The sequence below is a fragment of the Geodermatophilus obscurus DSM 43160 genome (genome assembly GCF_000025345.1).
In the GTDB taxonomy this organism is placed as follows: Bacteria; Actinomycetota; Actinomycetes; order Mycobacteriales; family Geodermatophilaceae; genus Geodermatophilus; species Geodermatophilus obscurus.
Map to the genome: position 1 here is coordinate 2095192 of NC_013757.1, position 25634 is coordinate 2120825.

Annotated in this window: 19 protein-coding genes and 1 pseudogene; 12 read left to right on the plus strand and 8 right to left on the minus strand. The window is 73.5% G+C overall.

Translation table 11 applies throughout. The annotated features are described in order from the left end of the window. Positions 1 to 78: 78 nt before the first annotated feature. From mobF to GOBS_RS09905, 3 genes and pseudogenes are all read right to left on the minus strand, one after another. A pseudogene (gene mobF, locus GOBS_RS09895) lies at positions 79 to 3697 on the minus strand (MobF family relaxase). Between the two features lie 299 nt (positions 3698 to 3996). After that, positions 3997 to 4623, minus strand: a complete 627-nt coding sequence (otnC, locus tag GOBS_RS09900; RefSeq protein WP_012948151.1) for a 3-oxo-tetronate 4-phosphate decarboxylase — start codon at positions 4621 to 4623, stop codon at positions 3997 to 3999. Positions 4624 to 4642: 19 nt separating this feature from the next. Beyond that, on the minus strand, positions 4643 to 5515 hold the full coding sequence (locus GOBS_RS09905) for a GntR family transcriptional regulator (RefSeq protein WP_012947616.1): 873 nt from the start codon (positions 5513 to 5515) through the stop codon (positions 4643 to 4645). Between the two features lie 159 nt (positions 5516 to 5674). Between GOBS_RS09905 and GOBS_RS09910 the strand changes: the two genes are divergently transcribed. From GOBS_RS09910 to GOBS_RS09925, 4 genes are read left to right on the plus strand one after another with little or no spacing between them, the layout of a single operon-like run. Continuing rightward, positions 5675 to 6697, plus strand: a complete 1023-nt coding sequence (locus GOBS_RS09910; protein WP_012947617.1) for a 2-keto-3-deoxygluconate permease — start codon at positions 5675 to 5677, stop codon at positions 6695 to 6697. A 39-nt stretch (positions 6698 to 6736) separates the two neighbouring features. Then, the gene (locus tag GOBS_RS09915) at positions 6737 to 7999 is read left to right on the plus strand and encodes a RuBisCO large subunit C-terminal-like domain-containing protein (RefSeq protein ID WP_012947618.1); all 1263 of its coding nucleotides are present in this window, start codon (positions 6737 to 6739) and stop codon (positions 7997 to 7999) included. Further along, positions 7999 to 9285 carry a four-carbon acid sugar kinase family protein gene (locus GOBS_RS09920; RefSeq protein WP_012948152.1) on the plus strand — a complete coding sequence of 429 codons (1287 nt, stop codon included), beginning with the start codon at positions 7999 to 8001 and terminating at the stop codon, positions 9283 to 9285. Before GOBS_RS09915 ends, GOBS_RS09920 begins: the two co-directional genes overlap by 1 nt. A gap of 39 nt (positions 9286 to 9324) precedes the next feature. Beyond that, positions 9325 to 10374, plus strand: a complete 1050-nt coding sequence (locus GOBS_RS09925) for an alcohol dehydrogenase catalytic domain-containing protein (RefSeq protein WP_012948153.1) — start codon at positions 9325 to 9327, stop codon at positions 10372 to 10374. A gap of 599 nt (positions 10375 to 10973) precedes the next feature. On the opposite strand, the gene GOBS_RS25375 is transcribed toward GOBS_RS09925, so the two are convergent. The 3 genes from GOBS_RS25375 to GOBS_RS09935 all read right to left on the minus strand — a co-directional run bounded on the left by GOBS_RS25375 (position 10974) and on the right by GOBS_RS09935 (position 13888). Continuing rightward, on the minus strand, positions 10974 to 11717 hold the full coding sequence (locus tag GOBS_RS25375; protein ID WP_049788212.1) for an IS110 family transposase: 744 nt from the start codon (positions 11715 to 11717) through the stop codon (positions 10974 to 10976). Continuing rightward, positions 11623 to 12045, minus strand: a complete 423-nt coding sequence (locus tag GOBS_RS27320; protein WP_166487349.1) for an IS110 family transposase — start codon at positions 12043 to 12045, stop codon at positions 11623 to 11625. Before GOBS_RS27320 ends, GOBS_RS25375 begins: the two co-directional genes overlap by 95 nt. Positions 12046 to 12856: 811 nt before the next feature. Next, entirely contained in the window at positions 12857 to 13888 is a 1032-nt protein-coding gene (locus GOBS_RS09935) for an IS110 family RNA-guided transposase (RefSeq protein ID WP_012948155.1), read from the minus strand. A gap of 777 nt (positions 13889 to 14665) precedes the next feature. On the opposite strand from GOBS_RS09935, the gene GOBS_RS09940 reads away from it, so the two are divergent. Further along, the gene (locus tag GOBS_RS09940; protein ID WP_041242113.1) at positions 14666 to 15289 is read left to right on the plus strand and encodes a dihydrofolate reductase family protein; all 624 of its coding nucleotides are present in this window, start codon (positions 14666 to 14668) and stop codon (positions 15287 to 15289) included. After that, positions 15289 to 15702 (plus strand): VOC family protein, encoded by a 414-nt coding sequence (locus GOBS_RS09945; RefSeq protein ID WP_012948157.1) that lies wholly within the window; start codon positions 15289 to 15291, stop codon positions 15700 to 15702. Before GOBS_RS09940 ends, GOBS_RS09945 begins: the two co-directional genes overlap by 1 nt. Before the next feature lie 75 nt (positions 15703 to 15777). Here GOBS_RS09945 and GOBS_RS27325 read toward each other — a convergent pair whose 3' ends face one another. Further along, positions 15778 to 16185 carry an ester cyclase gene (locus tag GOBS_RS27325; RefSeq protein ID WP_012948158.1) on the minus strand — a complete coding sequence of 136 codons (408 nt, stop codon included), beginning with the start codon at positions 16183 to 16185 and terminating at the stop codon, positions 15778 to 15780. 1129 nt (positions 16186 to 17314) lie between these two features. Here GOBS_RS27325 and GOBS_RS09955 point away from each other — a divergent pair. After that, positions 17315 to 17713: a hypothetical protein gene (locus GOBS_RS09955; protein WP_166487350.1), complete on the plus strand. Its 399-nt coding sequence runs from the start codon at positions 17315 to 17317 to the stop codon at positions 17711 to 17713. 6 nt (positions 17714 to 17719) lie between these two features. Here GOBS_RS09955 and GOBS_RS09960 read toward each other — a convergent pair whose 3' ends face one another. Beyond that, positions 17720 to 18385 (minus strand): MBL fold metallo-hydrolase, encoded by a 666-nt coding sequence (locus GOBS_RS09960; protein WP_012948160.1) that lies wholly within the window; start codon positions 18383 to 18385, stop codon positions 17720 to 17722. Between the two features lie 49 nt (positions 18386 to 18434). On the opposite strand from GOBS_RS09960, the gene GOBS_RS09965 reads away from it, so the two are divergent. From GOBS_RS09965 to GOBS_RS09985, 5 genes are all read left to right on the plus strand, one after another. After that, positions 18435 to 19847, plus strand: a complete 1413-nt coding sequence (locus GOBS_RS09965; RefSeq protein ID WP_012948161.1) for an amidase — start codon at positions 18435 to 18437, stop codon at positions 19845 to 19847. A 125-nt stretch (positions 19848 to 19972) separates the two neighbouring features. Further along, positions 19973 to 22864 (plus strand): excinuclease ABC subunit UvrA, encoded by a 2892-nt coding sequence (gene uvrA, locus GOBS_RS09970; protein WP_012948162.1) that lies wholly within the window; start codon positions 19973 to 19975, stop codon positions 22862 to 22864. 33 nt (positions 22865 to 22897) lie between these two features. Beyond that, positions 22898 to 24127: a saccharopine dehydrogenase family protein gene (locus GOBS_RS09975; protein WP_012948163.1), complete on the plus strand. Its 1230-nt coding sequence runs from the start codon at positions 22898 to 22900 to the stop codon at positions 24125 to 24127. Between the two features lie 118 nt (positions 24128 to 24245). Continuing rightward, on the plus strand, positions 24246 to 24545 hold the full coding sequence (locus GOBS_RS09980; protein ID WP_012948164.1) for a hypothetical protein: 300 nt from the start codon (positions 24246 to 24248) through the stop codon (positions 24543 to 24545). A 90-nt stretch (positions 24546 to 24635) separates the two neighbouring features. Beyond that, on the plus strand, positions 24636 to 25556 hold the full coding sequence (locus GOBS_RS09985; protein WP_012948165.1) for an alpha/beta fold hydrolase: 921 nt from the start codon (positions 24636 to 24638) through the stop codon (positions 25554 to 25556). The last annotated feature ends 78 nt before the right edge of the window (positions 25557 to 25634 follow it).

Sequence of the window (25634 nt, forward strand, 5' to 3'; positions counted from 1 at the left end):
AGCCCACAGCCAACTTCTCCGGTTCTCCTCCAGTCCCGCTCCCCCGCCCGGCGGCAGGGGAGCAGGGCAAGCCCGACATCATCGCCCGATGCCGTGATCAGCACCGGGTGAAGACGTCCGGTGAGGGACCGGCTCCGGTGGTCGCAGGCTGCCGGTCGGTCCCGGCGAGGACGCCGCTGCGGCTGCCGCTCGGCGGGCGGCCCGTTCGGCGTCGCGACGGACGCGCCAGACCGCACGCTCCCGAACCAACAAGTCGGCCGGCTGGGCCAGGATGGCCGGCTCGGCGCTCAGTTGCCCGACGCGCGCCTGCGCGGCGCTCAACTCATCCTTCGTGGTGGCGATGTCGCGCCCGGCGTCGGCTAGCCGCTGCTCAGGATCGGGGGTCCAGGCCAGGGCTCCGAAGCGGGTGAGCCGCTCGCCGTGCTGGCGGCGAGCCTCGGCCAGCACCTGCCAGGCCTGCTCGCGGGCGTGCCGGGCAGCGTCGGCGGCCGCGCGCAGCGCAGCGTGCTCGGGATGGGCGCGTTCGGCGGTGCGGTGAGCGGAGGCGTCCAGCGCGGACCACAACGCGGGTTGGTCGTGGATCCGGCCGGCGACCCGGGCCAGCGCGCCCGGGTCGGTGGGCAGCTGCGGGAGGTGGGAGCGCCAGCGGTCGGCCCAGTCGGCGAGCTGCTCGCCGGCCCGGACGACGGCGCCCCGCCGGAGCCCGAGCCGGCCGGGCCCGTCGAGCACCACTCGCGCCGCCGCCTGGACGGCGGCACGCTCGCCGTCCAGGCGGCGGCAGGACGTCACGTAGTCGGTCGGCCTCGGCAGCGACGGACGCGTCGCTGGCCTCGACTCGATGCGTGGCTTGGTCCGCGGCCCAAGCTGCCTGCCGGTGGGTGCCGGTGAGACCGGCCAGCTGCTCGACCGAGTGCGGCTGGAGCGTGATCAGTTCTCGCAGCTCCTTGCGCATCGGCTCGAGCAAGGAAAGCCGGTCCCGGCAGCGCTGCTCGGCCGTCCACGCCGCGTGCAACTCGGCAAGGACGGCGTCCAGCGAGCGGGGTGGGACGTAGCGGGCGGCCTCGGTGGCGGCCAGTTCGGCAGAGTGGGCGGGGCCGAGGTCGGCGCGGTCGCGGTCGAACACCGTGATCCACTGCTTCCGGGCCTCGTCGAGATCATCGGCGACGAGGTGCGCGACGTTGGCCGTGCGGCCGCGGGTCATCCCGACGTGGGCGGCCGCCGCACCGGTGTGCTCACCGACGACCACGTGGGCGGCGGCGACGGTATCGCCCTGCACGCCGTGCGCGGTCGAGGCGTAGGCCAGCTCGACATGGGAGACGACGTAGTCCGCAGGCAGTACTCGCTCCCCTGACCCGGCAGGGGTGACGCCGGTCGGGGTGACGTTGGAAGCATCAGCGCGCGCTGGGGTGACGGCGAGGTTCCCGTGCGGGCTGACCGCGGTGACGGTCCAGAGGTCGCGGTTGGCCACCCCCAATGCCCGGTCGTTGCGGCGCGTGGCGATGCGGTCGCCGGCACTGATCCGCTGCCCGGCCCGGGTGGCGACCGCCTGGCCGTCGTCGACCCGTCCCTCGGCGACCAGCCGGTCCCGGATGGCGGCGTTGAGCTCGGCGGCCTGCTCGCGGGTATCCACCACCACGGCGACCGCCTCCTCATGCACACAGGAGGCGGCGAGTGCGGCCAGCGTCTCGAGCCGGGCGGCGGTGTCCGGGTGGAGGCGGACCTGGCCGCGGGCGTGCAGCGCGTCGAACACCGCCCCCGCGTCCTGGCCGCGGCGCATGGCCAGGGTCAGCTCGGCGTAGTCGGTGTCGGGGATCGTGCGTCCGGCATCGTCCCTGTGTATGAACCTGTGCACCGTGTCGAGGGTCGGGCGGGCGGCCGGGTCGGCGGCGCGGACGGTGAGGTCGAGGACGCCGCCGCGGCCGACCGCCGCGAGCTGGTGGCGGTCACCGAGCAGCGCGACGCGGACCTCGTACTCGTCAGCGATGGTGAGCAGGGCGCGGGCGGTGTCCTGGTCGAGCATGCCCGCTTCATCAACCACGAGGAGATCCCCGGGGAGCAGCCGCGCTTCCTCGGCCGGCCCGGCGTAGACGGCGCCGGTGGCCGGGTCGGCCTGCCCGGCGACCAGCCGGGTCCAGGCGCCGTCGTCGTTCCAGCGCCAGCCGTGCTGGAAGGCCAGCCAGGCCGCCGACCCGGCCGCGGTGCCGACCTCGGCGGAGGCGACCCGGGCCGCCTTGAGCGTCGGGGTGACCACCAGCAGCCCGCGCCCCTGCCGAGCAAGAAGGCGGCGGGCGGCGGCCAGGGTGGTGGTCTTGCCGGCGCCGGCCGCGCCCTCCACCACGACCAGCGGCCGGCTCCCGGCGAGCGCCTCGGCGGTGGCGGCCTGCCCACCATCCAGCCGCTCCAGGCCGGCCACTAGGGCCGGTCCGACGGCGACATCTCGACCGTGGTGGGTACTGCGGGCGGCGAGCCGGGCGACCAGGTCGGCCTCGACCTCGAGCACCGCCGGCGAGGTCCAGGCCCGGACGTGCTCGGGCACCCCCTCACGCTGCAGAAGCGGGACACATTCTCCTAGGGCACGGGCGGTGAGTTCCTCGGCCAGCTCGACACGTACCGCAGTGTCGACCACGATGCCCTGACCGGCGATGAGCCGCTCGGCCTCGCCACGGATGTCGGCGGGGTTCCAGGCCGAGCGACCGGCGGCCAACCGGGTGAGGATCTGGGCGACGGCGCGGTCGCGGTCCAGCGCGCCGACCGGGGTCGGTGGGAGATCGACCGGCCGGTCCGGGTCGCGGAAGCCGAGGGCGGCTAGTTCGGCTCGCCAACGCGAGATCAGGTCGGTGCCCGAGCGCGGCGTGACCTTGTCCGGGCGGCCGTCAGCCCACGCCCGGGTGTCCCACGCCCGCCGCAGAGCCGGGCCTGGCTGCTCGCCGGGGTGCGCCTTGGTCCACTGGCGTTCGTAGCGATCCAGATTTCGCCCGATCTGCGCCGCCCGGGCGCTGAACGGTCCGATGTACTCGGCAAGCTCCAGTATTTCTCCAGTCGCGTCGAGCGTGTAGCCGTGGGCGGCCAGCACGGCCCGGAATTGTGGGTCACAGGCGACCGCGGCGTGCCCGATTCCGTTGATGGCAGTCAGGAAGTCCCGCACGCCGCCGGTGTGCAGTCCGCGCCACTTCCCGGCGGCGAACACCCGGGCGCCGATCTGCAGGTGCAGATGCCGGTGCGGATCCCCAGCCCGGGAGGTGTGGTGCCGCACCGTCACCGCCTCCAGCACCTCGATGGGCACCTGCACCTGCCCGCCGCGCGGACCCACCCGGGTGGTCGCGTGCCCGGCGAGCCAGCCGACGATCTCGGCGGCGGCGCGGTCCTGCGCCGCGTCGTAGGCCGCGGCGATGTCCGGGTGCACCGCGGCTGCCAGTGACCAGGACTTCGGGCCGTTCACCACGACCTCGACGAACCGCACCGCACGGTCATCGGTGCGCAGCCGCCCCCGCGGTGTGCCGGTGTAGGGATCCCGGCCGGCCACCCACGCCTCGTAGGTCTCCCCGATCAGCGCCGCACATTCCTGCACCCGCCCGTCGCGGGCGGTGAAGCGGCGGGCCAGACCGGTGCCCTCGGCCAGGTAGTAGTCATCGGCCCGGCCGCGGTCGGCCTCCAGGTACTGCCGAGCGGCGGCCGGCGGACCGGCGTAGACCTTCATTCCGCCGTGCATTGTCAACGCCGTCCAACAATGGTCAACACGTCACCCCTAGAGACGGCGATGGGCCCCGCGAAGCGGGGCCCGAACTACCGATATGGGTAGCATGCGTGCCGCAATCGAGTAAATACTTGGGCGATAAGGGTAGGCGCTGGCTGTTACGTAGTATTCGAGGGGCCGTGGACGAGTTACTGACTGACGATGAAAACTATTGGTAACTCTTGGCCGACTTGGCGGCGGGCGGGTTGGGGACAGCGCGCAAACCAGCACTCACCAGGAGCGGGGGCGCTGGCCCTGTCGCCTCAAGCGCGCCGGAGGGCCGCGACCTGCTCGGGCGTCAGCGGCCGCGTCCGCCGTCCGTACAGGAGCAGGTGGATGCGGGCGGTCTCCTCGAGTTCCTCGACGGCATCGGCGGCCGACGCGAGGTCGGCGGCAGAGACGACCGGCCCGTGGTTGGCCAGCAGCATGGCGTGCGACGTGCGGGCCGTCCGTTCCGCCAGCTCCTCGAGCGAGCGGTCGCCCGGAGCGTGGTACGGCAACAGCGGCAGCCGGCCCACTCGCATGACGTAGTAGGCCGTCAGGGCCGGCAGCACGTCGTGCGGGTCCACGTCGGCCAGGCAGGACACGGCGGCCGCGTGGGTGCTGTGGGTGTGCACCACCGCGGAGTCCTGCGGCCGGGCCCGGTAGACGGCTGCGTGCAGGAACGCCTCCTTGGAGGGCCGTGGCCCGTCGAGGTGGTCCCCCTGCAGGTCGACGAGGCTGAGCTGGTCGGTCGACAGCTGCCCGAGACTCGCCCCGGTCGGGGTCACCAGGAACCCGCCGGGTACGCGGACGCTCAGGTTGCCCGTGCGCCCGGCCGTGAGTCCGCGGGCGAACAGCGACGCGCCCAGCGCGACCACCTGCCCGCGCAGCTCCGGATGGTCCGCCACGTGCTCGCCCCTCGTCTCCTCAGGCCTGCGGGGACTGCGTACCGAGCAGCAGGGCCAGCTCCTGCACCAGTTCGCGCACCCGTCCGAGCTCCTCGCCGCCGCCCGCCCCGGGCGAACGGGGCCGGACGTGGGCGTCCACGTCGAACACGGTGTCCGGCCGGTGCCAGGCGGTGAACCACTCGAGCCCGCGCCCGTACTCGTCCCGGGTCACCCCCTGCAGCAGCAGGACCGGCACACCGACGCCCAGGTCCAGGTGGGCAGCCACGGCCTCGTCCGCGGGCACCGCCTGCAACTGGCGCGGGCCGCCCTGCGGCTCGACGCCGCGCGCCCGCATCCAGTCGTGCAGGGAGCCGCCGTCGAGGTCCTCGGCCGACAGGTGCGGGAAGAGTTCCCTCGGCAACCACGTGCGCATGAACACCAGCGGCTCGTCCTCGACCCGCCGGATCCGCTCGAGGCGCCAGGTGTCGGTCACCCCGAGCGCGGCGGCGGCAGCGGACGGCGCCTCGTCGACCGCCAGCTCGACGATCTCGGTGCGGAGGTGGTGGCCACTGGCCTCGACCTGCTGGCGGAGGCCGCCGGCTCGGTCCGCGCGCCGCCGGTGCTCGGGGCGTGGTGCCACGACGCTGCCGCGGCCGCGTTGACGGACGATCAGTCCGAGGTCGGCGAGGTCGCCCAGCGCCTGCCGGACCACGCTCCGCGAGACGCCGTAGCGCGCCTGCAGGGCCTCCTCGGTCGGCAGCGGTGCTCCGGGCGGCAGCGAGTGGCTGTCGATCTGGTGCCGGAGCGCATCGCGGATCTGCGCGTACAGGGGCGCACCGGCGGCGCGGCCGAGCTCCAGCGGCGGCGGGACGTCGTCTGTGACCTCGGACGCCATGGACCCCTCGACGGACATCCCGCCCTCCTCCCGTTGAGCGCCGCGGCGACGCACCGGCCGCCGTCCCTCCCAGCATCGTGCCCTGTCCGACACAGGGGGTTGACGACGTGGCGCGCATCACCTTACCTTCGTACGGACAAATTGTACGGACAGATTGTCCGGTCGATGGAGGTCACCGTGAGCGATGTCCTGAGGACGAGCCCATCCAAGTTCCCCATGTTCGAGGCGATGCGCCGGGTCCCGGGCGGCCTGATGCTCATCCCGCTGACGCTCGGCGTTCTCATGAACACCTTCGCGCCGGACGCACTCGGGATCGGGGGCTTCACCACCGCCCTGTTCAAGGAGGGCGCCCTCGCCCTCATCGCCTTGCTGGTCCTGGCCACCGGGGCGTCCATCACCGGCACGCACAACGGCAAGGGCGCCGCCGGGACGACGCTGGTCGTCCTCCTCGCCAAGACCCTCATCCCCATCACGCTGTGCGTGGTCCTCGGACTCACGGTCGGTGTCGACGGGATCCTCGGCGTCTCGATCCTCGGGCTGATCGCCATCTTCGGGAACAGCAACGGCGCCATGTGGCTCGCCTTCGCCGGCGAGTACGGGGACGAACGGGACCGCGGCGCCTACGTCGCCAGCGCCTTCGACGACGGCCCCTTCCTCGCCCTCGTGTTCCTGGGCGCCTCGGGCCTGGCCGACATCCCCCTCCTGGCGCTGGTCGCCGCGCTGGTGCCCTTCCTCATCGGCCTGTTCATCGGCGCGGTGGACCGCGAGTGGACCAAGGTCCTGGACGCCGTGCCGAACGTGGTCATCCCGTTCATGTCCTTCGCGGTGGGCACCGGCATCGACCTGCGGACCGTCCTCACCGGGGGTGCCGCCGGTGCCGTCCTGGGTGTCGGCGTCGTCGTCCTCACCGGCGGGCTCACCTACCTCGGCTACCGGTTCCTGCTCCGCCGGGGCCGCGAGAGCGGCATCGGCTTCGCGGCCGGCACCACGGCCGGCAACGCGGTGGCCGTTCCCGCCGCCGTCGCCGCCGCGGACCCCAACTTCGCGCCCTTCGTCGCCTCCGCGTCCGCCCAGGCCGCCACGGCCGTCCTCGTCACGGCCCTGCTGGCTCCCACCGTCGCGGCCTGGATCATGAAGCGGGCGGGGGCACTCGAGCCCGTGCCCCTGCCCGTGGTCCCGCCGAAACCCCACCACGCGTGACCGCGCCATCCCCGCCCGCACCGACCCGAGGACCCCGACATGCGTGACCCCCGCCGTATCCGCTGCACCTACTACATCGAGGCCGTCGACGTCGCACGGGCCGCGGCCGCCCTCGCCGGCGAGCAGTCCAGCGGGACCTTCATCGCCGTCCCCGGAGAGTCCGACCGGATCCGCGAGCGCCATGCGGCCGAGGTCGTGGCGATCCGCGAGCTCGGCGAGTGCGCGCCCTCCCTGCCGTCGAGGCGCCGGCCGGAGCGGGTGACCGCGGCCGAGGTCGTCGTCGAGTTCCCGATGGTGAACATCGGTACCGACATCGCGACCCTGCTCACCGCGGTCGCCGGCAACCTCTTCGAGCTCGTCGAGCTGTACGCCTGCCGGCTGCAGTCGATCGGGCTGCCCGACGAGTTCGTCGCGGCCCACCCAGGCCCCGCCTTCGGCGTGGCGGGCACCCGCAAGCTCATGGGCGTGCCGGACGGCGTGCTGATCGGCACGATCGTCAAGCCGAACGTCGGCCTGGTGGAGGAGGAGTTCCGCGGCGTGGTGCGCGAACTGGCCCGCGCCTCGATCGACCTCATCAAGGACGACGAGCTGATGACCGATCCGGCGTACCTCCCCCTGGAGACCCGCGTCCGTGTCGCGCTGGAGGAGATCGCCGACGCCGAGCAGGTCACCGGGCACCGGACGATGTACGCCTTCAACATCACCGGGGACCTCGCCGGCCTCCAGCGCCGTCATGACCTGGTGGTCGAGGCGGGCGGGAACTGCGTGATGCTCAACGTCCCGGTCATGGGCCTGCCGGCGCTCGCGTGGCTGCGCGGGTTCGCCCAGGTGCCCATCCACGGCCACCGGGCCGGACTGGCCGCCTCGATGCGCTCCCCCGCCCTGGGGGTGGACTTCACGGTCTGGCAGCAGCTGGCCCGCCTGGCCGGCGCCGACCACGTCCACGCCAGCGGGCTGGGCAGCAAGTTCTACGAGCGGGACGAGCAGGTCGCGGCGAACATCCGCAGCCTGCAGGCGCCGCTGGGGACCACGACCGCCCCGCTCCCGACGCTGTCGTCCGGGCAGAACGTGCACACGCCGGGTCCGACGTTCGCGGCGGTGGGGTCGACCGACCTGCTCATGCTGGCCGGCGGTGGGATTGCCGCCCACCCGGACGGGCCGGCCGCCGGTGTCCGCAGCCTGCGCCAGGCGTGGATCGCGGCGGTGAGTGGGAGCCCGTTGGCGGACGCGGCCGCGGAGCACGCGGCTCGTGGCGACTCCGCCCTGGCACACGCGCTGCAGACGTTCCCGGCAGGTGCCTGATGGCCGACATCGGGTTCCTCGCCGACGACCTGACCGGCGCCAGCGACGTCCTCGCGCAGGCGCACGCCCAGGGGCTCGACGCCATGCTGGTCCTCGACCCCGGACGGTCGACGCCGGACGACGCCGACGTCGTGGGCATCGCCGGACCGGCCCGCTCGCTGGCCGGCGACGCACTCGACGAGGCGGTGCGGTCCGGCCTCGCCCCGCTGGCGTCCCTGGACCTGTCCGTGCTGCTCTACAAGGTCTGCTCCACGTTCGACTCCTCGCCCACCGTCGGCAGCATCGGGCGGGGGATCGAGCTCCTGCACGAGCGGTTCCCCGGACACGGACCGGTGCCCGTCGTCCCCGCGCAGCCCGGCTTCGGTCGCTACACCGCCTTCAGCCAGCACTTCGGCGCCTACGCAGGCGAGGTGTACCGGCTGGACCGGCACCCCGTGATGGCCCGCCACCCGTCCACGCCGATGCACGAGGCCGACCTGCGGCTGGTCCTGGCCGAACAGCTCGCGAGCCGGCGCCCCGTCCCGGGCCTGCAGCTGCCGGCCCACGCCGACGGCACCTTCGACGACCGGTGGGCGCAACTGCGCGAGGCGGCCGACACCGAGGCCTTCGTCGTGGACGCCGTGGACGAGGCGCAGATGGACACCGTCGCCAAGGCCCTGCTCCGGGACCCGCGTCCCGCCGGACCGGCGCTCGTCGTCGGTTCCGGAGGCATCATGGCCGCGCTGGCCCGCCTCCGTGGCGGCGCCCCCCGCAGGCCGCCGGCTCCCACCGCCTCCCGTGGCCCGACGCTCGTCGTGTCGGCGTCCGCGTCAACCACGACCGCCGGCCAGATCGCCGACGCGGTCGGGCACGGCTGGGTCGACGTCCCGATCCCGGCCGGGGACTTCGCCGGCGACGTCACTGGGAGGCCGTGGTCGGCCGCCGTCGAGGCGGCACTCCGGGCCGGCCGGAACGTCGTCGCCCACACCACGCGGGGTCCCGACGACCCCCGGCTGAGCGCCGGCTCCCCCACCGCCGCCGCGGTGGGCGGGACCATCGGCCGGCTCGCCGGCGACCTGGCCCGCCGGGGACTGACCCGGGACGTCGTCGTCTGCGGCGGCGACACCTCCAGCCACGCCCTGCTGGCCATGGGGGTCGGCGAGCTACGGGTCAACGAGCAGTTCGTCACCGCCGGACCCATCTGCACCACCGATGACGCGGCGGCCGTCGCCGGCTGCCGCGTGCTGCTCAAGGGCGGTCAGGTCGGCACCCCCGACCTGTTCCGCCGCTTCGCCGGCCTCGTCTGAGCCGCGCGGGACACCCCACCGATCGATCAGGAGAACACCATGAAGGCCGTCGTCAAGCACGCAGCCGAGCGCGGCATCCAGGTCCGCGAGGACTGGGCCGAGCCCGTCGCCGGCCCGGGGCAGGTGCTGCTCGAGGTGGCCGCCGCCTCGCTGTGCGGCACCGACCGGGAGCTCTACGAGTGGACGCCCTCGGCGCAGGCGTTCAACCTCACCCCGCCGGTGGTCCTCGGCCACGAGGGCTCCGGAACGGTGCTCGCCGTGGGCGCGGGCGTCGAGAACGTCACCCCCGGCGACCGGGTCGCGCTGGAGAGCCACCTCATCTGTGGCCGGTGCTACCCGTGCCGGACCGGCAGCGCGCACACCTGCGAGCGGACCGGCATCCTCGGCATGCACATCGACGGCGTCTTCGCCGAACGCGTCGCCGTCCCCGCGGGCATCTGCGTGCCGCTGCCCGAATCGGTGTCGCTCGAGACCGGCGCCCTGCTGGAGTCGGCCGGGGTGGCCATGCACGCCATCCAGCGGTCCGGATACGCCGTGACCGGGCAGTACGTCCTGGTCAACGGCTGCGGACCCGTGGGTCTGGTCATCGCACAGATCGCCCTCGCCCTGGGAGCCGCGGCCGTCGTCGCCGTGGAACCCAACCCGTTCCGCCGGAAGCAGGCGGAGTCGATCGGCGCCCGGGTGCTCGACCCGTCGGACGACGTCGTCGGCGTGTGCCGCGACCTGGCCGGCCCGCGCGGCGGCTTCGACGTCGCGTTCGAGGTCTCCGGCGTGCGCGGAGTGCTGCCGCCGCTGCTGGAGGCGCTGCGGCGGGAGGCCACGCTCGTGACGGTCGGACACCCGAGCGAGCCGGCCGCGATCGACATCGCGGCGTTCGTGAACAAGAAGGGCATCACCCTCCGCGGCATCTTCGGGCGTCGGCTCTGGGACACCTGGGAGCAGTTGCTGCTCCTGCTGCAGTCGGGTCGCATCGACCTCGACTGGCTGATCACCCACCGCCTGCCCCTCGACGAGGCAGAGGCCGCGGTCGAGCTGCTCACCGGCGATGCGGGGAAGGTGCTGTTGGTGCCGGGCGCGAGCCGGGGCTGAGACGACGGGCCGGGCCGGCGTCCTGTCGGCCCGGCCTCCCAGCGGACGTCCAGGCGGCTGGCAGGGGCGTCCCGGGCGGGACGGGACGGTGGCCCCATGGACGCCGACGGCCGCACCGGACTGGCCGCCGCTCTGCTGCTCGCCGCCCTCGCGGTGGCGTGGCTGACCTCACCCCGGCCGGCCGCTCCGGCTGGGAGGGGGCGCCTCGCGTTGGACGGGGCAAGGCGTTCCATCCCACTCCTCCGCTTTCCCCATAACCCGCCCCGCCTCCGGCTGCACCGAGCCGGGGGAAGGGTGGGCCGCAGGCCCATCCCGTAGGGACCAACCTATGAGGTCGAGGTCAAGTCCGGGGTCGAGGTGGTTCGGGCAGGGTGGGGTGGCTCGGCCGGCGGTCCGGTCGAGCTGATCTTGGTGGGGGTTGTGCGCTGCTGCGGGCGGTGCCCGGTGCCCGTCTCCGGCCCTACGTAGCGTCAAGCGGGTTGTTCCCGACAGCCTTCATCCGGGCTTGGTGGGAGACGGGCGGGGCTGCCCAGGGTCCCTTGCGGGATGTGATCCCGACGCGCATGCGGGCTCGCCCCGCCCGTGACCAGCGGGCGTGCTCAGGCGGCGGAGGCGACCTCCCCTCCGGCGCGGGTGCTGCCGGCGGCGATCGCCGGATCCCAAGGGGTGCCGGTGGTGATCACTGCGTGCAGCTGGCGCAGCAGGCTGCCGGCGACGGCGACCCGGGCCTGGGCGTCGGTCAGCTGCCGGTCGGCGCGGCCCACCAGGTGGGCGTGGCGGGCGGCCAGCACCGGGTTGTGGTGCAGCGCGGGGAAGACCGCCCGCCAGGCGGCCAGGCGCAGCCGGGCGCGGCCGCGGCCGCTGATGGCGGTTTTGCCCTGGTAGCCGCCGGAGGTGTTGTCGCGTGGGCAGAGCCCGGCGTGCTTGACCAGCGCGCGGGCGGACGAGAACCGGCGTGGGTCGCCGGTCTCGGCCAGGATCGCCGCGGCGCCCACCGCCGACAGCCCGCGGATGCTGGTGACCAGTTCGGTCAGGCCGAGGGCGTCGAGGACGGCGCGCATCCGGGTCTCCACGGCGGCGAGTTCGGCGCGGGCGTGGGCCAGGTCCTCCAGCGCGAAGCGGACCCGCTCCAGCGCCCCGGCGCGCTGCTCGGCCACCCCCAGACCGGCCTGGGCAGGGTCGGTGGCGGCGGCGAAGACCGCCCGCACGATCGGCGAGTGCCAGCGCGCGGTGCCATGCCGCGGGAGTTCATGGCGGACCGTGGCGGCGAACCGGGACCAACCAGACCGGCGGATCACACCTAGATCGCCGGTGTCGGCCACCCGGTCGAGCACGACCGTCATGGCGGCCCGCCAGCTGGCCGACTCCAACGGCTCGACCGCCGCGCCCAAGACCGCCGGCCGCGCCAGCGGCCAGCACCAGGCCGGCGCGGCGGGCGCCCAGGTGCCGCAGCCGAGCCCAGGCCGGCTCGGCCCGCTCGGGTAGGTAGCAGCGCAGCTCGGTGACCAGCCGGGCGATGATCACCGCGTCGGAGTCGTCGTTCTTGTTCCGGGTGAAGTCCTCGGCCTCCCGGGCCCGGCCGACCAGCAGCGGCTGCACGCACACCAGCCGCACGCCTGCCTCGGCGGCGAGCTGGTCCAGCCCCCCGCCAGCGGTGACCGGTCGGCTCACACGCCACCACGACCGAGGCGAAGTCCGCCGCGGCCGCCCGGGCCAGCCCCCAGGCCACCGCCTCGGACAGCTGCCAGGCCTTCGCGGTGATCGTGCGCCGGGCGATCACCGCCGAGTCCTGGTCGCACAGCGCGCAGACCTGCTTGTCTCCGGCCAGGTCGAAGGCCAGCACCGCCGACTCCCGGGTGATCACCGCCCGCAGCCGGGTCAGCCTCTCGTTGCGCCGACGATCACCACGCGACAGCCGGCCAGCACTACCGTTGGACACGACATCCTCATGCGGTGGGACACCAAGCCCGTGACCCCATCAGGGGGATGTCCCAGACCTCCACCGCTCAGGTCGTTACTACGCGAAGCGCCCTATCTGTGGAGGGACCCCCGGTCAATCGCGTCCATGGTCCTGGCCCCGTCCGGCGGCTTGAGATGGTGCCGGACCGCAGCCGCGGTCAAGGTGGAGCGCCCTACCGGACGAACGACCTTGACCGCGGCGAGGACCGGCACAGACTGCTCGCCGCGGAGGGGCGGAATGAGCGCGTTCGGTCGATGCGCGGCTCCCGGTCCGGCGTCGCGCCGGTGGTCGCAGGGGCAGGGGCAGGGGTGCGGTGCGCGGGCGCCCGGCCTTATCTCGGTGCGCGCAGCCAGGGTCGGGGCGGCTGCGGCGACATGGTGATCGATGGGGTGTCCCGCGGGACGGGCGGCCGCTCGGTCTTTCAAGGCCGTTCCGTGCGCGAGGCACGGTCGGCAGCGCTTCAGCTGGAGCGGGCCGCGGGCATCAGTGGATGGGCAGATGCGCGCACCAGAACTGCGGCGATCAGACCGGCGCGAGGGCCTGGTCACCGAGGGCGCGCAGCGTGTGATGCGCCCGGCGAACCATCTTGCGGGCCACCGACAGGGCGGCCCGATTGCCGCCGACCCGCTCGGCGACCCGCCGGTAGTAGGCGTGGTCGGGAGAGCCGGGGCGGGCGGCGCACTGGGCGGCCTCGAACAGCGCCCAGCGCAGCAGCGGCGAGCCCTGCCGGGACAGGTGCGCGGCGCTGCGCTTGCCGTCGGAGGAGTGCACGGTGATGTCCAGCCCGGTGTGCCGCACCGCCTTGCGGGAGGCGGAGAAGCGGCGGGAATCGCCCAGCTCGGTCCACAGTGCGGTCGCGGTGATCGGCCCGATGCCGTAGTCGGCCTGCAGCGCCCGGCAGCCGGGCTGGCGGGCGGCGAACGCGGTGATCTGCTTGCGCAGCGGATCGAGCTCGGCATCCAGGGCGTCGAGGATCCGCAGCGCGGCGGCCACCGCCTCGCGCCCCGCCGGTGACAGGCCCTCACCGACCTCGAGCCGGCGGCGGTTGTCGGCGCCGAGCAGGCCGCCGGTGACCGCCGGGACGCCGTGGTGCAGCAGGATGGCGTGGACGCGCTGCACCCAGGCGGTGTGCTGCTCGCGCAGGTCGCGGAACAGCTGCAGCCGGGCGCGCATCTCCAGCACCTGCGCCGGCGGGATCCACGACTCGGGCAGCCGGCCGTCGGCGAGCAGCTCGCGCAGCAGCCGGGCGTCGGCCCGGTCGGTCTTGGCCCGCCGTTTCGGCCCGCGCGCGGCGGAGGTGTCGGCCGGCTCGGCCAGATGCGCCTCGACCCCGGCACGCTGCAACTCCTCGACCACGAACCGCCAGCCGGTGCACCCCTCCACCGCGAACGCCGCCGGCTTGCCCGCGTCGGCGAGGAGCTTCTGCAGCCAGCCGCGCAGCAGCATCCGGTCGGCCGGGGCGATCCGCCCGTGCCGGGTCTCGCCGCTGCGCTCGTCGAGATAGTCAAAGGTGATCTGCCGCCGGTGAATGTCCAGCCCGCCTAGGATCCCCATCGGGGCCTCCTCAAGCTCCATCACAGTTGACGCACCCAGGGTGCGCTGAGCTGAGGGGGTCCCTCCTCATGTCATCTTTCCGGCGACCGGTGCGGCCGGAGACGATCCAGCGGGGATCCGGGGGGGCGGTATTCGATCGTCGTCCTGACCGCTGCGCGCCCCCCGCTGGCCGCCCGGCGCGCCGCTACCTGACCCGCCTGTCGCCCCATGGGGCACATGCCCCTCTGATCGGCCTCGGTTGAGGCTGATTGGCTGTCTTGTATCAGTGCAGCTCAGGGCCGGAGCACCCTATCCGCCCTAATCCTTGACGCCGCTCACCACGTACTGGGACGAGACGACACCGCTGTCCTTCTGTGGCTTGCGAGCGGGAGGGGCATCAGTGGCGTTCGGGTCACCGCGCGCGGCGCGGGGCGCATCTGCTGCCTGGTTGGTTGCGGAGTTGCGGGGGACCGGTCGCGTCTGCCTGGATGCCTATCGCGCCCACAAGACGCCCACAAGAGGACCATCTGAAGCCATCACGAGCCGATCACTGCAAACGGTATATGCGCTGCTCAGGGCGCGACTGCAACCGAAATCTGCTGATCAGAAGTGTGTGTGGGGGGAGCTTTTAATCCGCGGGTTGTGGGTTCGATCCCCACGGGGCCCACCTGAACGTGCGGCCACCGGCTGTCGCGGCGGCTTCGTCGAGAGCTCGCTCGTGGAGCACGTCCATCGCGATCCGCAGCCGGCGTTGTGCGGAGGCCGATGAGATTCGTGGTCGTCGTTGGTCAGGACCACATGAGAGTCGGGACCCAGGCGATCCGGCTGGACATGACCATGTCCCTCGACGGTTTCGTCGTCGGGCCGCAGGACAGCGTGGACGCGCCGATGGGCGTCGGGGGGTTCCGGTTGTTCAACTGGTTGGACCACCGCCTGGACCCGGGACCGAACGGTCAGGTGTTCGCCGAGATGAACGCCACCCGGGCTGTGATCGCGGGGCGCCGCACCTACGAGCACGCCGACCGCTGGCACGGCGACCACCACGACGGCGTCCCGGTCTTCGTGCTGACCCACCACGTGCCGGAGGAGCCTCCGCCAGGCAGCGTCCGCTACGTCACCGACGTCCACGCCTGCGCCGCGCAGGCCCGCGCCGCCGCGGGCGACGCCGACGTGGTGGTGCAGGGCGCCGGGGCCGCTCAAGCGCTGCTCCGGGCCGGTGAGCTTGATGAGATGGAACTGCACATTGTCCCCGTCCTCCTCGGACGAGGACGACGCCTGTTCGACCACCTGCCCGCCGAGCCGACCGAGCTGGAGCTGACCCGCGTGTTGAACGCTTCAGATGCCGACCCCGCGCACCGGGTTCTGCACCTCCGCTATCGCATCCAGCGGCCGTCATCCACGCAGACAACAGGAGCGAACTGATGAGGACGCTACATCTCGGCCTCCGGGTCGCTGATCCCGATCGGGCGGTCGCGTTCTACACGGCCGTCGGCTACCAGGTGGTCGGGCGGGTGCCGGAGACCCCGTCCGGACAGCTGACGATGCTCAAACTGCCCGACGACGACGTCGTCAGCGTCGAGCTCGTCTTCGACCCCACCGAAGCTGGCAGACACTGGGGCACCGGCCTCAGCCACTTCGTCATTCAGGTGGAGTCAATGGAGGCCACGATCACCGACCTCAGGGCGAAGGGCATCGAGGTTGCCGAGCCCGAGTCACCCGATGGTTCAGCGGACTTCCTGACCACCTGGATCACGGACCCCGACGGCAACCGGATCGAGCTGGTCCAGTGGCCCACCGACCATCCCGCCGAAATCACCGCGGCTGACTGGTCGTGACAGCACCGGAGCTGGTCGCCTCCCCTCAACGGGTGTGATCGAGGCCATCGGCGGGCCCGGCCCGAACTCACACGATCAGCCGCGCACCTGCTCGAGCAGGCCCATGTCGTCGCGGCACGCCCAGTGCTCGACGATTATCTCGTCGGCGACGCGCCAGATGTGGATGAACGTCCACGACGTGGGGCGACCCGACGGGGGCACATCGGCGAGCAGGGGCATCGTCGACTCCCGATGGGTGCCGTGCAGAGTGAGGTGCTGCGCCACGGTGTCGCCGTTCCCGATGAGGTGGTGCTGTCCGAGGGTGACCGGTCCGAGATCGTGGTCGATGGTGCGCAGGATCCAAGCCAGCCCGCTGCGGCCCTGAGGACCGGCCGCGTGGTTGACCATGTCCACGGCGACGAGCTCGTCGAGGAAGGTGTCGTCGCCTGCCTGCTGGCGTCGGAGCATCTCCTCGACGATCGCCCGCGCGCCTCGTTCGTCCATGCTGGCCAGCGTCCCATCGCGAACGCGGGCTTTGGTGTCGACGGCTCTCGGCCCTCGAACGCGCGAGCGTTGCTGAGCAGGGCGCCGCGGGCGTGTCCCGGCGGCCGAGCCCCAGGGTGCCGAACCAGCGCCGCTCAAGGTGCGCGAGCTCGAGTACCAGCGCCTCGATCGCTCCAAGGCGTAGCAGTCGGGGGCGCAGGCGCGGCGGCGTACTTCCGGCAGACCTACGTGATCAAGTCCGCGCGTCCGGGCCATGTGCTCCTGCGGTCGCAATGTGGTCGCGCACTGCGCGTCACCGGGGCCGAAACAGCGGTCAAAGGCCGACACGCAGGGGAGCGCTGACGAGCGTGGACGGCATCAGGCGGCACCGTCCGACAAGTCCGAGCTTGAGCTTTGATCCGCTGACTGGTCCAGTGCACTAGGGCTGGAGGCCAGTGCTGCCGAGCGGCCCTACGCATGTCGTTTCCTATAGATGTCGTTCCCATCCTTGTCCGCTCCTGCGGGCGCCGGCCAACCCGGCCATGTGCAGTTCGCGGCCTTCACCCGCGGGTCGTGCTTTCAGATCGGTCACTCAACCAGCTCCGTCTGCGCGACCTCTGGTGGCTGGAGGCTGGTTGCGCGAGCGGGACCAGCGGGACGCGGGCTTGGTGTTCGCCGTGCCGCCCGCTCATGCGTCAGGCCTCGGCAAGTCCTGCGGTATGAGAAGAACGTCCAGGGCATCCGTCGGTCACGGCCTTGACCTCGGACGGCCAAAGGCGCGGATAATCTCCCGACCCAACAGCTGCCGTGTCCGCACTGCAGATACTCGGTACCCACAGGCGTACAGATTTCGCCTGCCCCGCGTGTCGTGACCGAAAAGGGATGGCCGATGTGGCGTCTTGCGCGTGTCCTACTGGCCGTCGTGGTCGGCGTGGTGGTCACAGCTCCAGCGGCATCCGCTGCACCGGACCATGGGTCGCGGCCTGTACCGGACCGTGAGCTGGCGACCCTCCTTGGGGAGCTTTGGGAGACGGTCCTCGAAACGCCCGTGCCCGCGAACCCGCTAGCCGCGGGCGAAGCCTGGTGCGTCGACCTGGACGGAGTGGTCGCACCATTCACCCTGGACCCCGCGGCCGTACCGACGTGCACCGTGGATGTCGGTACCGAAATCTTCGTCGCGGCCCTGAGCGTCGAGTGCAGCACCGTGGAGGAGCCACCGTTCTACGGCGGCAACGAGGCCGAGCTGCGCCAGTGCGTACGGGATCTGGACGTGCTGCAGGGCGACCTCACCGTCACCGTCGACGGGGAGCCCATCCCGCTGACCCCGGTGGAGTCGCCCCTGCTGCGGCTCGACCTCCCGGAGGACAACCTCCTCGGGGTCCCAGCCCAGCAGGCGCTCTCCGTCGCGTCCGGATTGGTCGCCCTCCTGCAGCCGCTGTCGCCGGGGACGCACGAGATCGTGACCACCGGCACGGGAACCGTCCTCGGCGACTTCACCAACGTGACGACGATCGTGGTCGAGCCGGGACGGTGGTCGACCCACCACTGAACCGGGTCACCAGCCGCGGGCGCGCCACTCCGCGAGGTGCGGGCGCTCGGCGCCCAGCGTGCTGTCCTTGCCGTGGCCGGGGTAGATCCACGTCGAGTCGTCGAACCGTTCGAAGATCCGCTCCTCCAGGTCGTCCATCAGCGACGTGAAGTCGGTCGGGCTCGTTGCCCTCCCAGGACCCCCGGGGAAGAGGCTGTCGCCGGTGAAGGCGTGCGTGCCCGCGCCCTCCGGCCCGCGCCAGACCAGCGCGATGCTGCCCGGCGTGTGCCCGCGCAGGTGGACCACCTCGAGGGTCTGCGCGCCGACGCGGACGGTCTCGCCGTGCACGACGGGCCGCTGGACCGGGACGGGGAGCTCGTCGGCGTCGGCGGGGTGCGCCACGGTGACCGCGCCGGTCGCCTCGACCACCTCGGGCAGCGCGCGGTGGTGGTCCCAGTGCCCGTGCGTGGTGACGACGGTGCGGACGTCGGCGTCGCCGATGAACGCGCGCAGCGCCTCGGGCTCGGCCGCCGCGTCGATCAGCAGCGCCTCGCCGGAGTCGGGGTCGCGCAGCAGGTAGGCGTTGTTGGCCATCTCGCTGACCGCCAGCTTGCTGATCGTCAGCCCCGGCAGCTCCCGGACGTCGGCCGGGCCACCCACCTCGACGTCCCCGGTGTAGCTCCGCGAGCCCATGCCAGCCTCCCGTTCGTGCAGTGTCGGCAGCCGCGGTTACGGTCCAGGCATGGACGCTAGCGGAGGTCTCCCGGGCGGTCGGATCGTCGGCCTCCCGGCCACCGAGCTGGCCGCGCGGGTCCGGTCGGGGGAGCTGACCGCGGTCGAGGTCGTCCGCGCGCACCTGGCCCACCTCGACGCTGTCGAGCCGCGGATCAGCGCCTTCCGCGTCGTCCGCCGCGAGGCCGCCCTGGCCGAGGCGTACGCCGTCGACACCGCGCTCACCCGCTTCGCGATGCCGCTGGCCGGGGTGCCGGTGGCGGTCAAGGACAACGTCGCCGTCGCGGGTGAGGTCTGCACCGACGGCGCGCCGGCACGCGCCGGGCAGCCGGAGACCCGGGACCACGAGGTCGTCACCCGGCTGCGCCGGGCGGGGGCGGTCGTCGTCGGCATCACCCGCATGCCGGAGCTGGGGCTCTACGGCGCCACCGACGCGCCGGGCACGGTCTGCCGCAACCCCTGGGACACCGCCCGCTCGCCGGCCGGCAGCTCCGGCGGGAGCGCGGCGGCGGTCGCCTCCGGGGCGGTGCCGCTCGCCCACGGCAACGACGGGATGGGCTCGCTGCGCCTGCCGGCGGCCGCCTGCGGGCTGGTGACCCTCAAGCCGGGCGCCGGCGTGGTGCCCGGTGGCATCGGCGCGGACGACTGGTCCGGCATGACCGTCAACGGCGCGCTGGCGACCACCGTGGCCGACCTCGCGGTCGCGCACGCGGTGCTGGCGGGGGAGGAGCCGGCTCCGCTCGAGGCGCCCGGCCGGCCGCTGCGCATCGCCGTCTCCACCCGCTCGCCGGTGCCCGGCACCCGCGCCGACGGGCCCGCCCGGGCAGCCGTCGACGCCGTGGTCGCGGCCCTCGTCGCGGCCGGGCACACCGTCGTCCGGCGCGACCCGCCGATCACTCCCGGAGCAGCGGGCGGCGCGTTGGCCCGCTGGGCGGCCGCCGCCGCCGACGACGCGGCGCACCTCGGCATCCCGTTCGCCGACCTCCAGCCGCGCAGCCGCACCCACGCCCGGCTCGGGCGCGCCGTGCGAGCCGCCGGACTGGTCCGTCCGCGCACCGCCGCGCGGTTCCGCGAGCGGATGGTGGGGTTCTTCGCCGACGTCGATCTGCTGCTCACGCCGGTCGTGACCGGCCCGCCGCTGCCTGCCCGGCCCTGGCACGAACGCTCCTTCCTGGCCAACGTGACGGCGCAGGGGCGCTGGGCGCCGTGGACGGCGGCCTGGAACCTGGCGGGTCTCCCGGCCCTCGTGCTGCCCGCCGGCACCCGGCCCACGGGACAGCCGCTGGCGGTCCAGTTGGTCGGCCCCCCGGGTGCCGAGAGGCGACTACTCTGGACCGCCGGGGAGCTGGAGCGTCGGCTGCCGTGGCGCCGGTACGCACCGGTCTTCGACCCGACCGCCCCGCCGGTCCCCGCACCCGCCTGAGTCCCGACGCGCCGCCGCCGGGCGCGCTCCCACGCGCCGCCCGCCCCGCACCACCCGCTCCGCAGCACCACTCCGCAACCCGCCACCCGGCCCGGAACTCACCGAGCACGACCGACAGGGATCACATGGACCGCCTCGTCGTCCGCGGCGCCCGCGAGCACAACCTCAAGGACGTCAACCTCGACCTGCCCCGCGACGCGCTGATCGTGTTCACGGGGCTGTCCGGCTCGGGGAAGTCCAGCCTCGCCTTCGACACGATCTTCGCCGAGGGTCAGCGCCGCTACGTCGAGTCGCTGTCGGCCTACGCCCGCCAGTTCCTGGGCCAGATGGACAAGCCCGACGTCGACTTCATCGAGGGGCTCTCACCGGCCGTCTCGATCGACCAGAAGTCCACCAACCGCAACCCGCGGTCGACCGTCGGCACGATCACCGAGGTCTACGACTACCTGCGGCTGCTCTACGCCCGCGCCGGCCAGCCGCACTGCCCCAACTGCGGCAAGCCGATCTCCCGGCAGACCCCGCAGCAGATCGTCGACCAGGTGCTGGCGATGGAGGAAGGCACCCGCTTCCAGGTGCTCGCCCCCGTCGTCCGGGCCCGCAAGGGCGAGTACGTCGACCTGTTCAGCTCGCTGCAGACCCAGGGCTTCTCCCGGGTCCGCGTCGACGGCGTCGTCCACCAGCTGACCGACCCGCCGAAGCTGAAGAAGCAGGAGAAGCACACGATCGAGGTGATCGTCGACCGGCTCACCGTCAAGGAGAGCGCGAAGCGGCGGCTCACCGACTCGGTCGAGACGGCGCTGGGCCTGGCCGGCGGTCTCGTCGTCCTCGACTTCGTCGACCTGCCCGAGGACGACCCGCAGCGCGAGCGCACCTTCTCCGAGCACCTGGCCTGCGTGGACGACGGGTTGTCCTTCGAGGCGCTCGAGCCGCGGTCGTTCTCCTTCAACTCGCCGTTCGGCGCCTGCCCCGAGTGCACCGGCATCGGCACCCGCAAGGAGGTCGACCCCGACCTCGTCGTGCCGGACTCCGAGAAGAGCCTGGCGCAGGGCGCGATCGCCCCGTGGGCGACCTCGATGAGCAACGAGTACTTCACCCGGCTGCTCACCGGTCTCTCGCAGCAGCTCGGCTTCTCCATGGACGACCCGTGGGGGCGGCTGCCGGCCAGGGTGCAGAAGGCGGTCCTGCACGGCTCGCCGGACCAGGTGCACGTCCGCTACAAGAACCGCTACGGCCGCGAGCGCAGCTACTACGCCGCCTTCGAGGGCGTGCTGCCCTTCCTCGAGCGGCGGCACGAGGACACCGACAGCGAGTACATGCGGGACAAGTACGAGGGCTACATGCGCGACGTGCCCTGCCCCGTCTGCCACGGCACCCGGCTCAAGCCCGAGATCCTCGCCGTCAAGCTCAACGGCCGTTCGATCGCCGAGGTCACCGGCCTGTCCATCGGCGACGCCTCCGGATGGCTGAACAGCCTGGAGCTCGGCGAGCGCGAGCGGGCCATCGCCGACCGCGTGCTCCGGGAGATCCAGGCCCGGCTGTCCTTCCTGGTCGACGTCGGCCTGGACTACCTGTCGCTGGACCGGCCGGCGGCGACGCTGGCCGGCGGCGAGGCGCAGCGGATCCGGCTGGCCACCCAGATCGGGTCCGGACTGGTCGGCGTCCTGTACGTGCTGGACGAGCCCTCGATCGGGCTGCACCAGCGGGACAACACCCGGCTGATCGAGACCCTCGTGCGGCTGCGCGACATGGGCAACACGCTGATCGTCGTCGAGCACGACGAGGACACCATCAAGACCGCCGACTGGGTCGTCGACATCGGCCCCGGCGCCGGTGAGCACGGCGGCGAGGTCGTCGTCAGCGGCACCGTCGAGGAGCTGCTGGCCAGCGAGCGCTCGCTGACCGGGCAGTACCTCTCCGGGCGCAAGGAAATCGCCGTCCCGCAGGTGCGCCGCCAGCCGACGCCCGGCCGGGAGCTGGTCGTCAAGGGCGCCCGCGAGCACAACCTCAAGGGCGTCGACGTCACCTTCCCGCTGGGCCTGCTCGTCGCGGTCACCGGCGTCTCGGGCTCCGGGAAGTCCAGCCTGGTCAACGACATCCTCTACACGACCCTGGCCAACGAGCTGAACCGCGCGCGGATGGTGCCCGGCCGGCACCGCACCATCACCGGCCTGGACCAGCTCGACAAGGTCGTGCACGTCGACCAGTCGCCCATCGGCCGCACCCCGCGGTCCAACCCGGCGACCTACACCGGCGTCTGGGACCACGTGCGCAAGCTGTTCGCCAGCACGTCGGAGGCGAAGATCCGCGGCTACCAGCCCGGCCGGTTCTCCTTCAACGTCAAGGGCGGTCGCTGCGAGGCCTGCTCCGGCGACGGCACGCTGAAGATCGAGATGAACTTCCTGCCGGACGTCTACGTGCCGTGCGAGGTGTGCAAGGGCGCCCGGTTCAACCGGGAGACCCTCGAGGTGCACTACAAGGGCCGGACCGTCGCCGAGGTCCTGGACATGCCCATCGAGGAGGCGGCCGACTTCTTCGCCGCCATCCCGGCCATCTCCCGGTACCTGCGCACGCTGACCGAGGTCGGGCTGGGGTACGTCCGGCTCGGCCAGCCGGCGACCACCCTCTCCGGCGGCGAGGCGCAGCGCGTCAAGCTGGCCAGCGAGCTGCAGAAGCGGTCCAACGGCCGCAGCATCTACGTGCTGGACGAGCCCACCACCGGGCTGCACTTCGAGGACATCCGCAAGCTGCTGATCGTGCTGCAGGGCCTCGTCGACAAGGGCAACTCCGTCATCGTCATCGAGCACAACCTCGACGTCATCAAGAGCGCCGACTGGCTGATCGACATGGGCCCCGAGGGCGGCTTCCGCGGCGGTACGGTCGTCGCGGAGGGGCCGCCGGAGTTCCTCGCCACGGTCCCGGAGAGCCACACCGGCCGCTACCTGGTCCCGGTGCTCGCCCCGGACGCGGTCGCGGCCGCGGCGGCGCCGAAGAAGCGGGTCCGCAAGAAGGCCAGCTGAGCGGTGGTCGGGCACCCGGGCGAGGATGGCCGGGTGTCCGATCCCGCGCGCACCCACGACCTGGTCGTCTACGGCGCCACCGGCTTCGTCGGCCGGCTGCTCGCCGCTTACCTCGCCGGGGCCGCCCCGACCGGCCTCCGCATCGCGCTGGCCGGCCGGTCGCGGAGCCGGCTCGAGCAGGTGCGCGGTGAGCTGCCGGCGGCCGCCCGGGACTGGCCGCTCGTCGAGGCCGACTCCACCGACGCCGGATCGCTCACCGCGCTGGCCGCCTCGACCGGGGTGCTGGCCACGACCGTCGGCCCGTACCTCCGCCACGGCCTGCCCGTCGTCGAGGCCTGCGCCCGGGCCGGCACGCACTACGCCGACCTCACCGGCGAGGTGCTGTTCGTCCGACGGGCGATCGACCGCACCGACGCGGTCGCCCGCGAGACCGGCGCCCGGATCGTGCACGCCTGCGGATACGACTCCGTACCCTCCGACCTGTCCGCCCTCCTGCTCGCCGAGCGGGCCCGCCTCGACGGTGCCAGCGGCCTGCGCGACGTCCAGCTGGTCGCCACCGCTCGCGGCGGGATCAGCGGCGGCACCGTCGCCTCCGTCCGCGCCCAGTTCGAGGAGCTGGGTCGCGACAGCACGGCGCGCCGGCTGGTCGGCGACCCGTTCGCGCTCAGCCCCGACCGCGACGCCGAGCCCGAGACCCGCCAGCCCCGCGACGCAGCTCCGCCGTCGCGCACCCCGGACGGGCGGTGGACGGCGACCTTCCTCATGGCCCCGTTCAACACCCGCGTCGTCCGGCGCAGCAACGCCCTGCAGGACTGGGCGTACGGCCGCGGGCTGCGCTACGGCGAGGTGATGGGCTGCGGGCGGGGGATCCCCGGTGCCGTGACGGCCGCCGGGGTCACGGCCGGACTGGCCGGCGTCGTCGCCGCAATGAGCCTGCCCCCCACCCGGTCCCTGCTGGACCGGGTGCTCCCCGAACCGGGCGCCGGCCCCGGCGAGGAGACCCGGGCCCGGGGCTGGTTCCGCATGGACGTCGACGCCACCACCGAGGGCGGACGCCGGTACCGCGCCACCGCCGCCGGCCAGGGCGACCCCGGCTACGCCGCCACCGCGCTCATGCTGGGCGAGACCGCGCTGGCGCTGGCGCTGGACGGCGACCGGCTCCCCGGCCGGGCGGGATCGCTCACCCCGGCCACCGCGCTCGGGTCCGTGCTGGTGGACCGGCTGCGCGCCGCCGGGCACACCTACGAGGTGGCGGAGCTCTGAGCCCGCCGACCGGGGGACGCCGGCGGGCTTGAGCGGAGGGCGACTCGAGCCCTACCCTCCGTGTGACCGACGTCACGTCGTCGACCGACGTGGCGGGTCCCCGATGGAGGAGGCGCCGGTGGGTGCGCTCACGCCCGACTGTGACCCAGACCTGTCCAACTGCGGCTCGCCGACGTCCCCGCCCGGGGGCGGCGTGCGGTCCACGGTCGTCCTGCTCGCCCTGGTGACCGTCGCGGTGCTCGCCGTCACCGGCGAGGCGGTGCCGGGCGCGGTGGCCTTCCTGGCCGGTGGGCTGGGTCTGGTGTCCGCGCTCGTGCTGGGCGGGCGGGCGGTCCGCCTGGCCCGGCGGGCCGGCGCAGCGGTCGCGGCGCACGCGCCCTGGGCGGGAGCGGTGCGCCGGTCGCGCCCGGTGGGCTGACGCGGCGGGCCGGCTCCGGGCCGGCCTGCGCGGCCGGCGGGGAGCAGGCAGGCTGACCGGCGACGACGCCGTCCGAGGAGGCCTGCCGCGATGACCGACCCTGCCCCCGTCACCTGGACCACGGCCGCCGACGGCGTCCGGCTGGCCGAGCGCCGGTGGACGCCCGAGGGCGCGGTGCGGGGGACCGTCCAGCTCGTGCACGGGCTCTCCGAGCACGCCGGTCGCTACGAGCGGCTGGCCCGCGCGCTCATCGCGCAGGGCCTCGCCGTCGGCGCCCTCGACCAGCGGGGGCACGGGCGCACGGCGGAGTCGACCGGCCCGGGCGGCTTCGGGGAGGGCGCGAGCAGCGACGCCGTCCTCGACGACGTCCGCGACCTGGGACAGCGGCTGGCCGCCGACCACCCCGGCGTCCCGGCCTTCCTGCTCGGCCACTCGCTGGGTTCCGCGGTCGCGCTTGCCTCGGCCGAGCGCGACGGCGCCGGCCTGGCCGGCCTGGTGCTCTCCGGGCCGATCGGCGTCTCTCCGGGCTTCGTCGAGGTCGTGCCGCAGCTCCAGGCGGCGGTCGCCGGCGGGATGGGCGACCAGCCGATGGACGCCCTGGGCGCCTTCAACGCCCCCTTCGAGCCGGCCCGCACCCCCTTCGACTGGCTGACCCGCGACGCCGACGAGGTCGACGCCTACGTGGCCGACCCGCTGTGCGGCGACGACTTCCCGCCGACGTACCGCTACGGCGCCGGGATGTTCGAGCTCGTGACGCAGGTGGCGACCCCCGAGGGCGTGGCCGGCCTGCCCGACGGGCTGCCGGTGCTGCTGCTGGCCGGGCAGCGCGACCCGGTCGGTGGGGTGGATGCCGCCCAGGTCACCGCGCTGGCCGACCTGCTGCGCGCCCACGGCCTGCCGGTCGAGCTGCGGGTCTACCCCGACGCCCGGCACGAGGTCTTCAACGAGACCAACCGCGACGAGGTGACCGCCGACCTGCTGGCCTGGATGGGTGCCCGGCTCGCCGGCTGACCGGCATCCGAACCACACCGGTGTGATCCCGGGTGCCCCGCGGTCGGCGAAGCGTCGTCCGGCCCACCTAACCTGGGG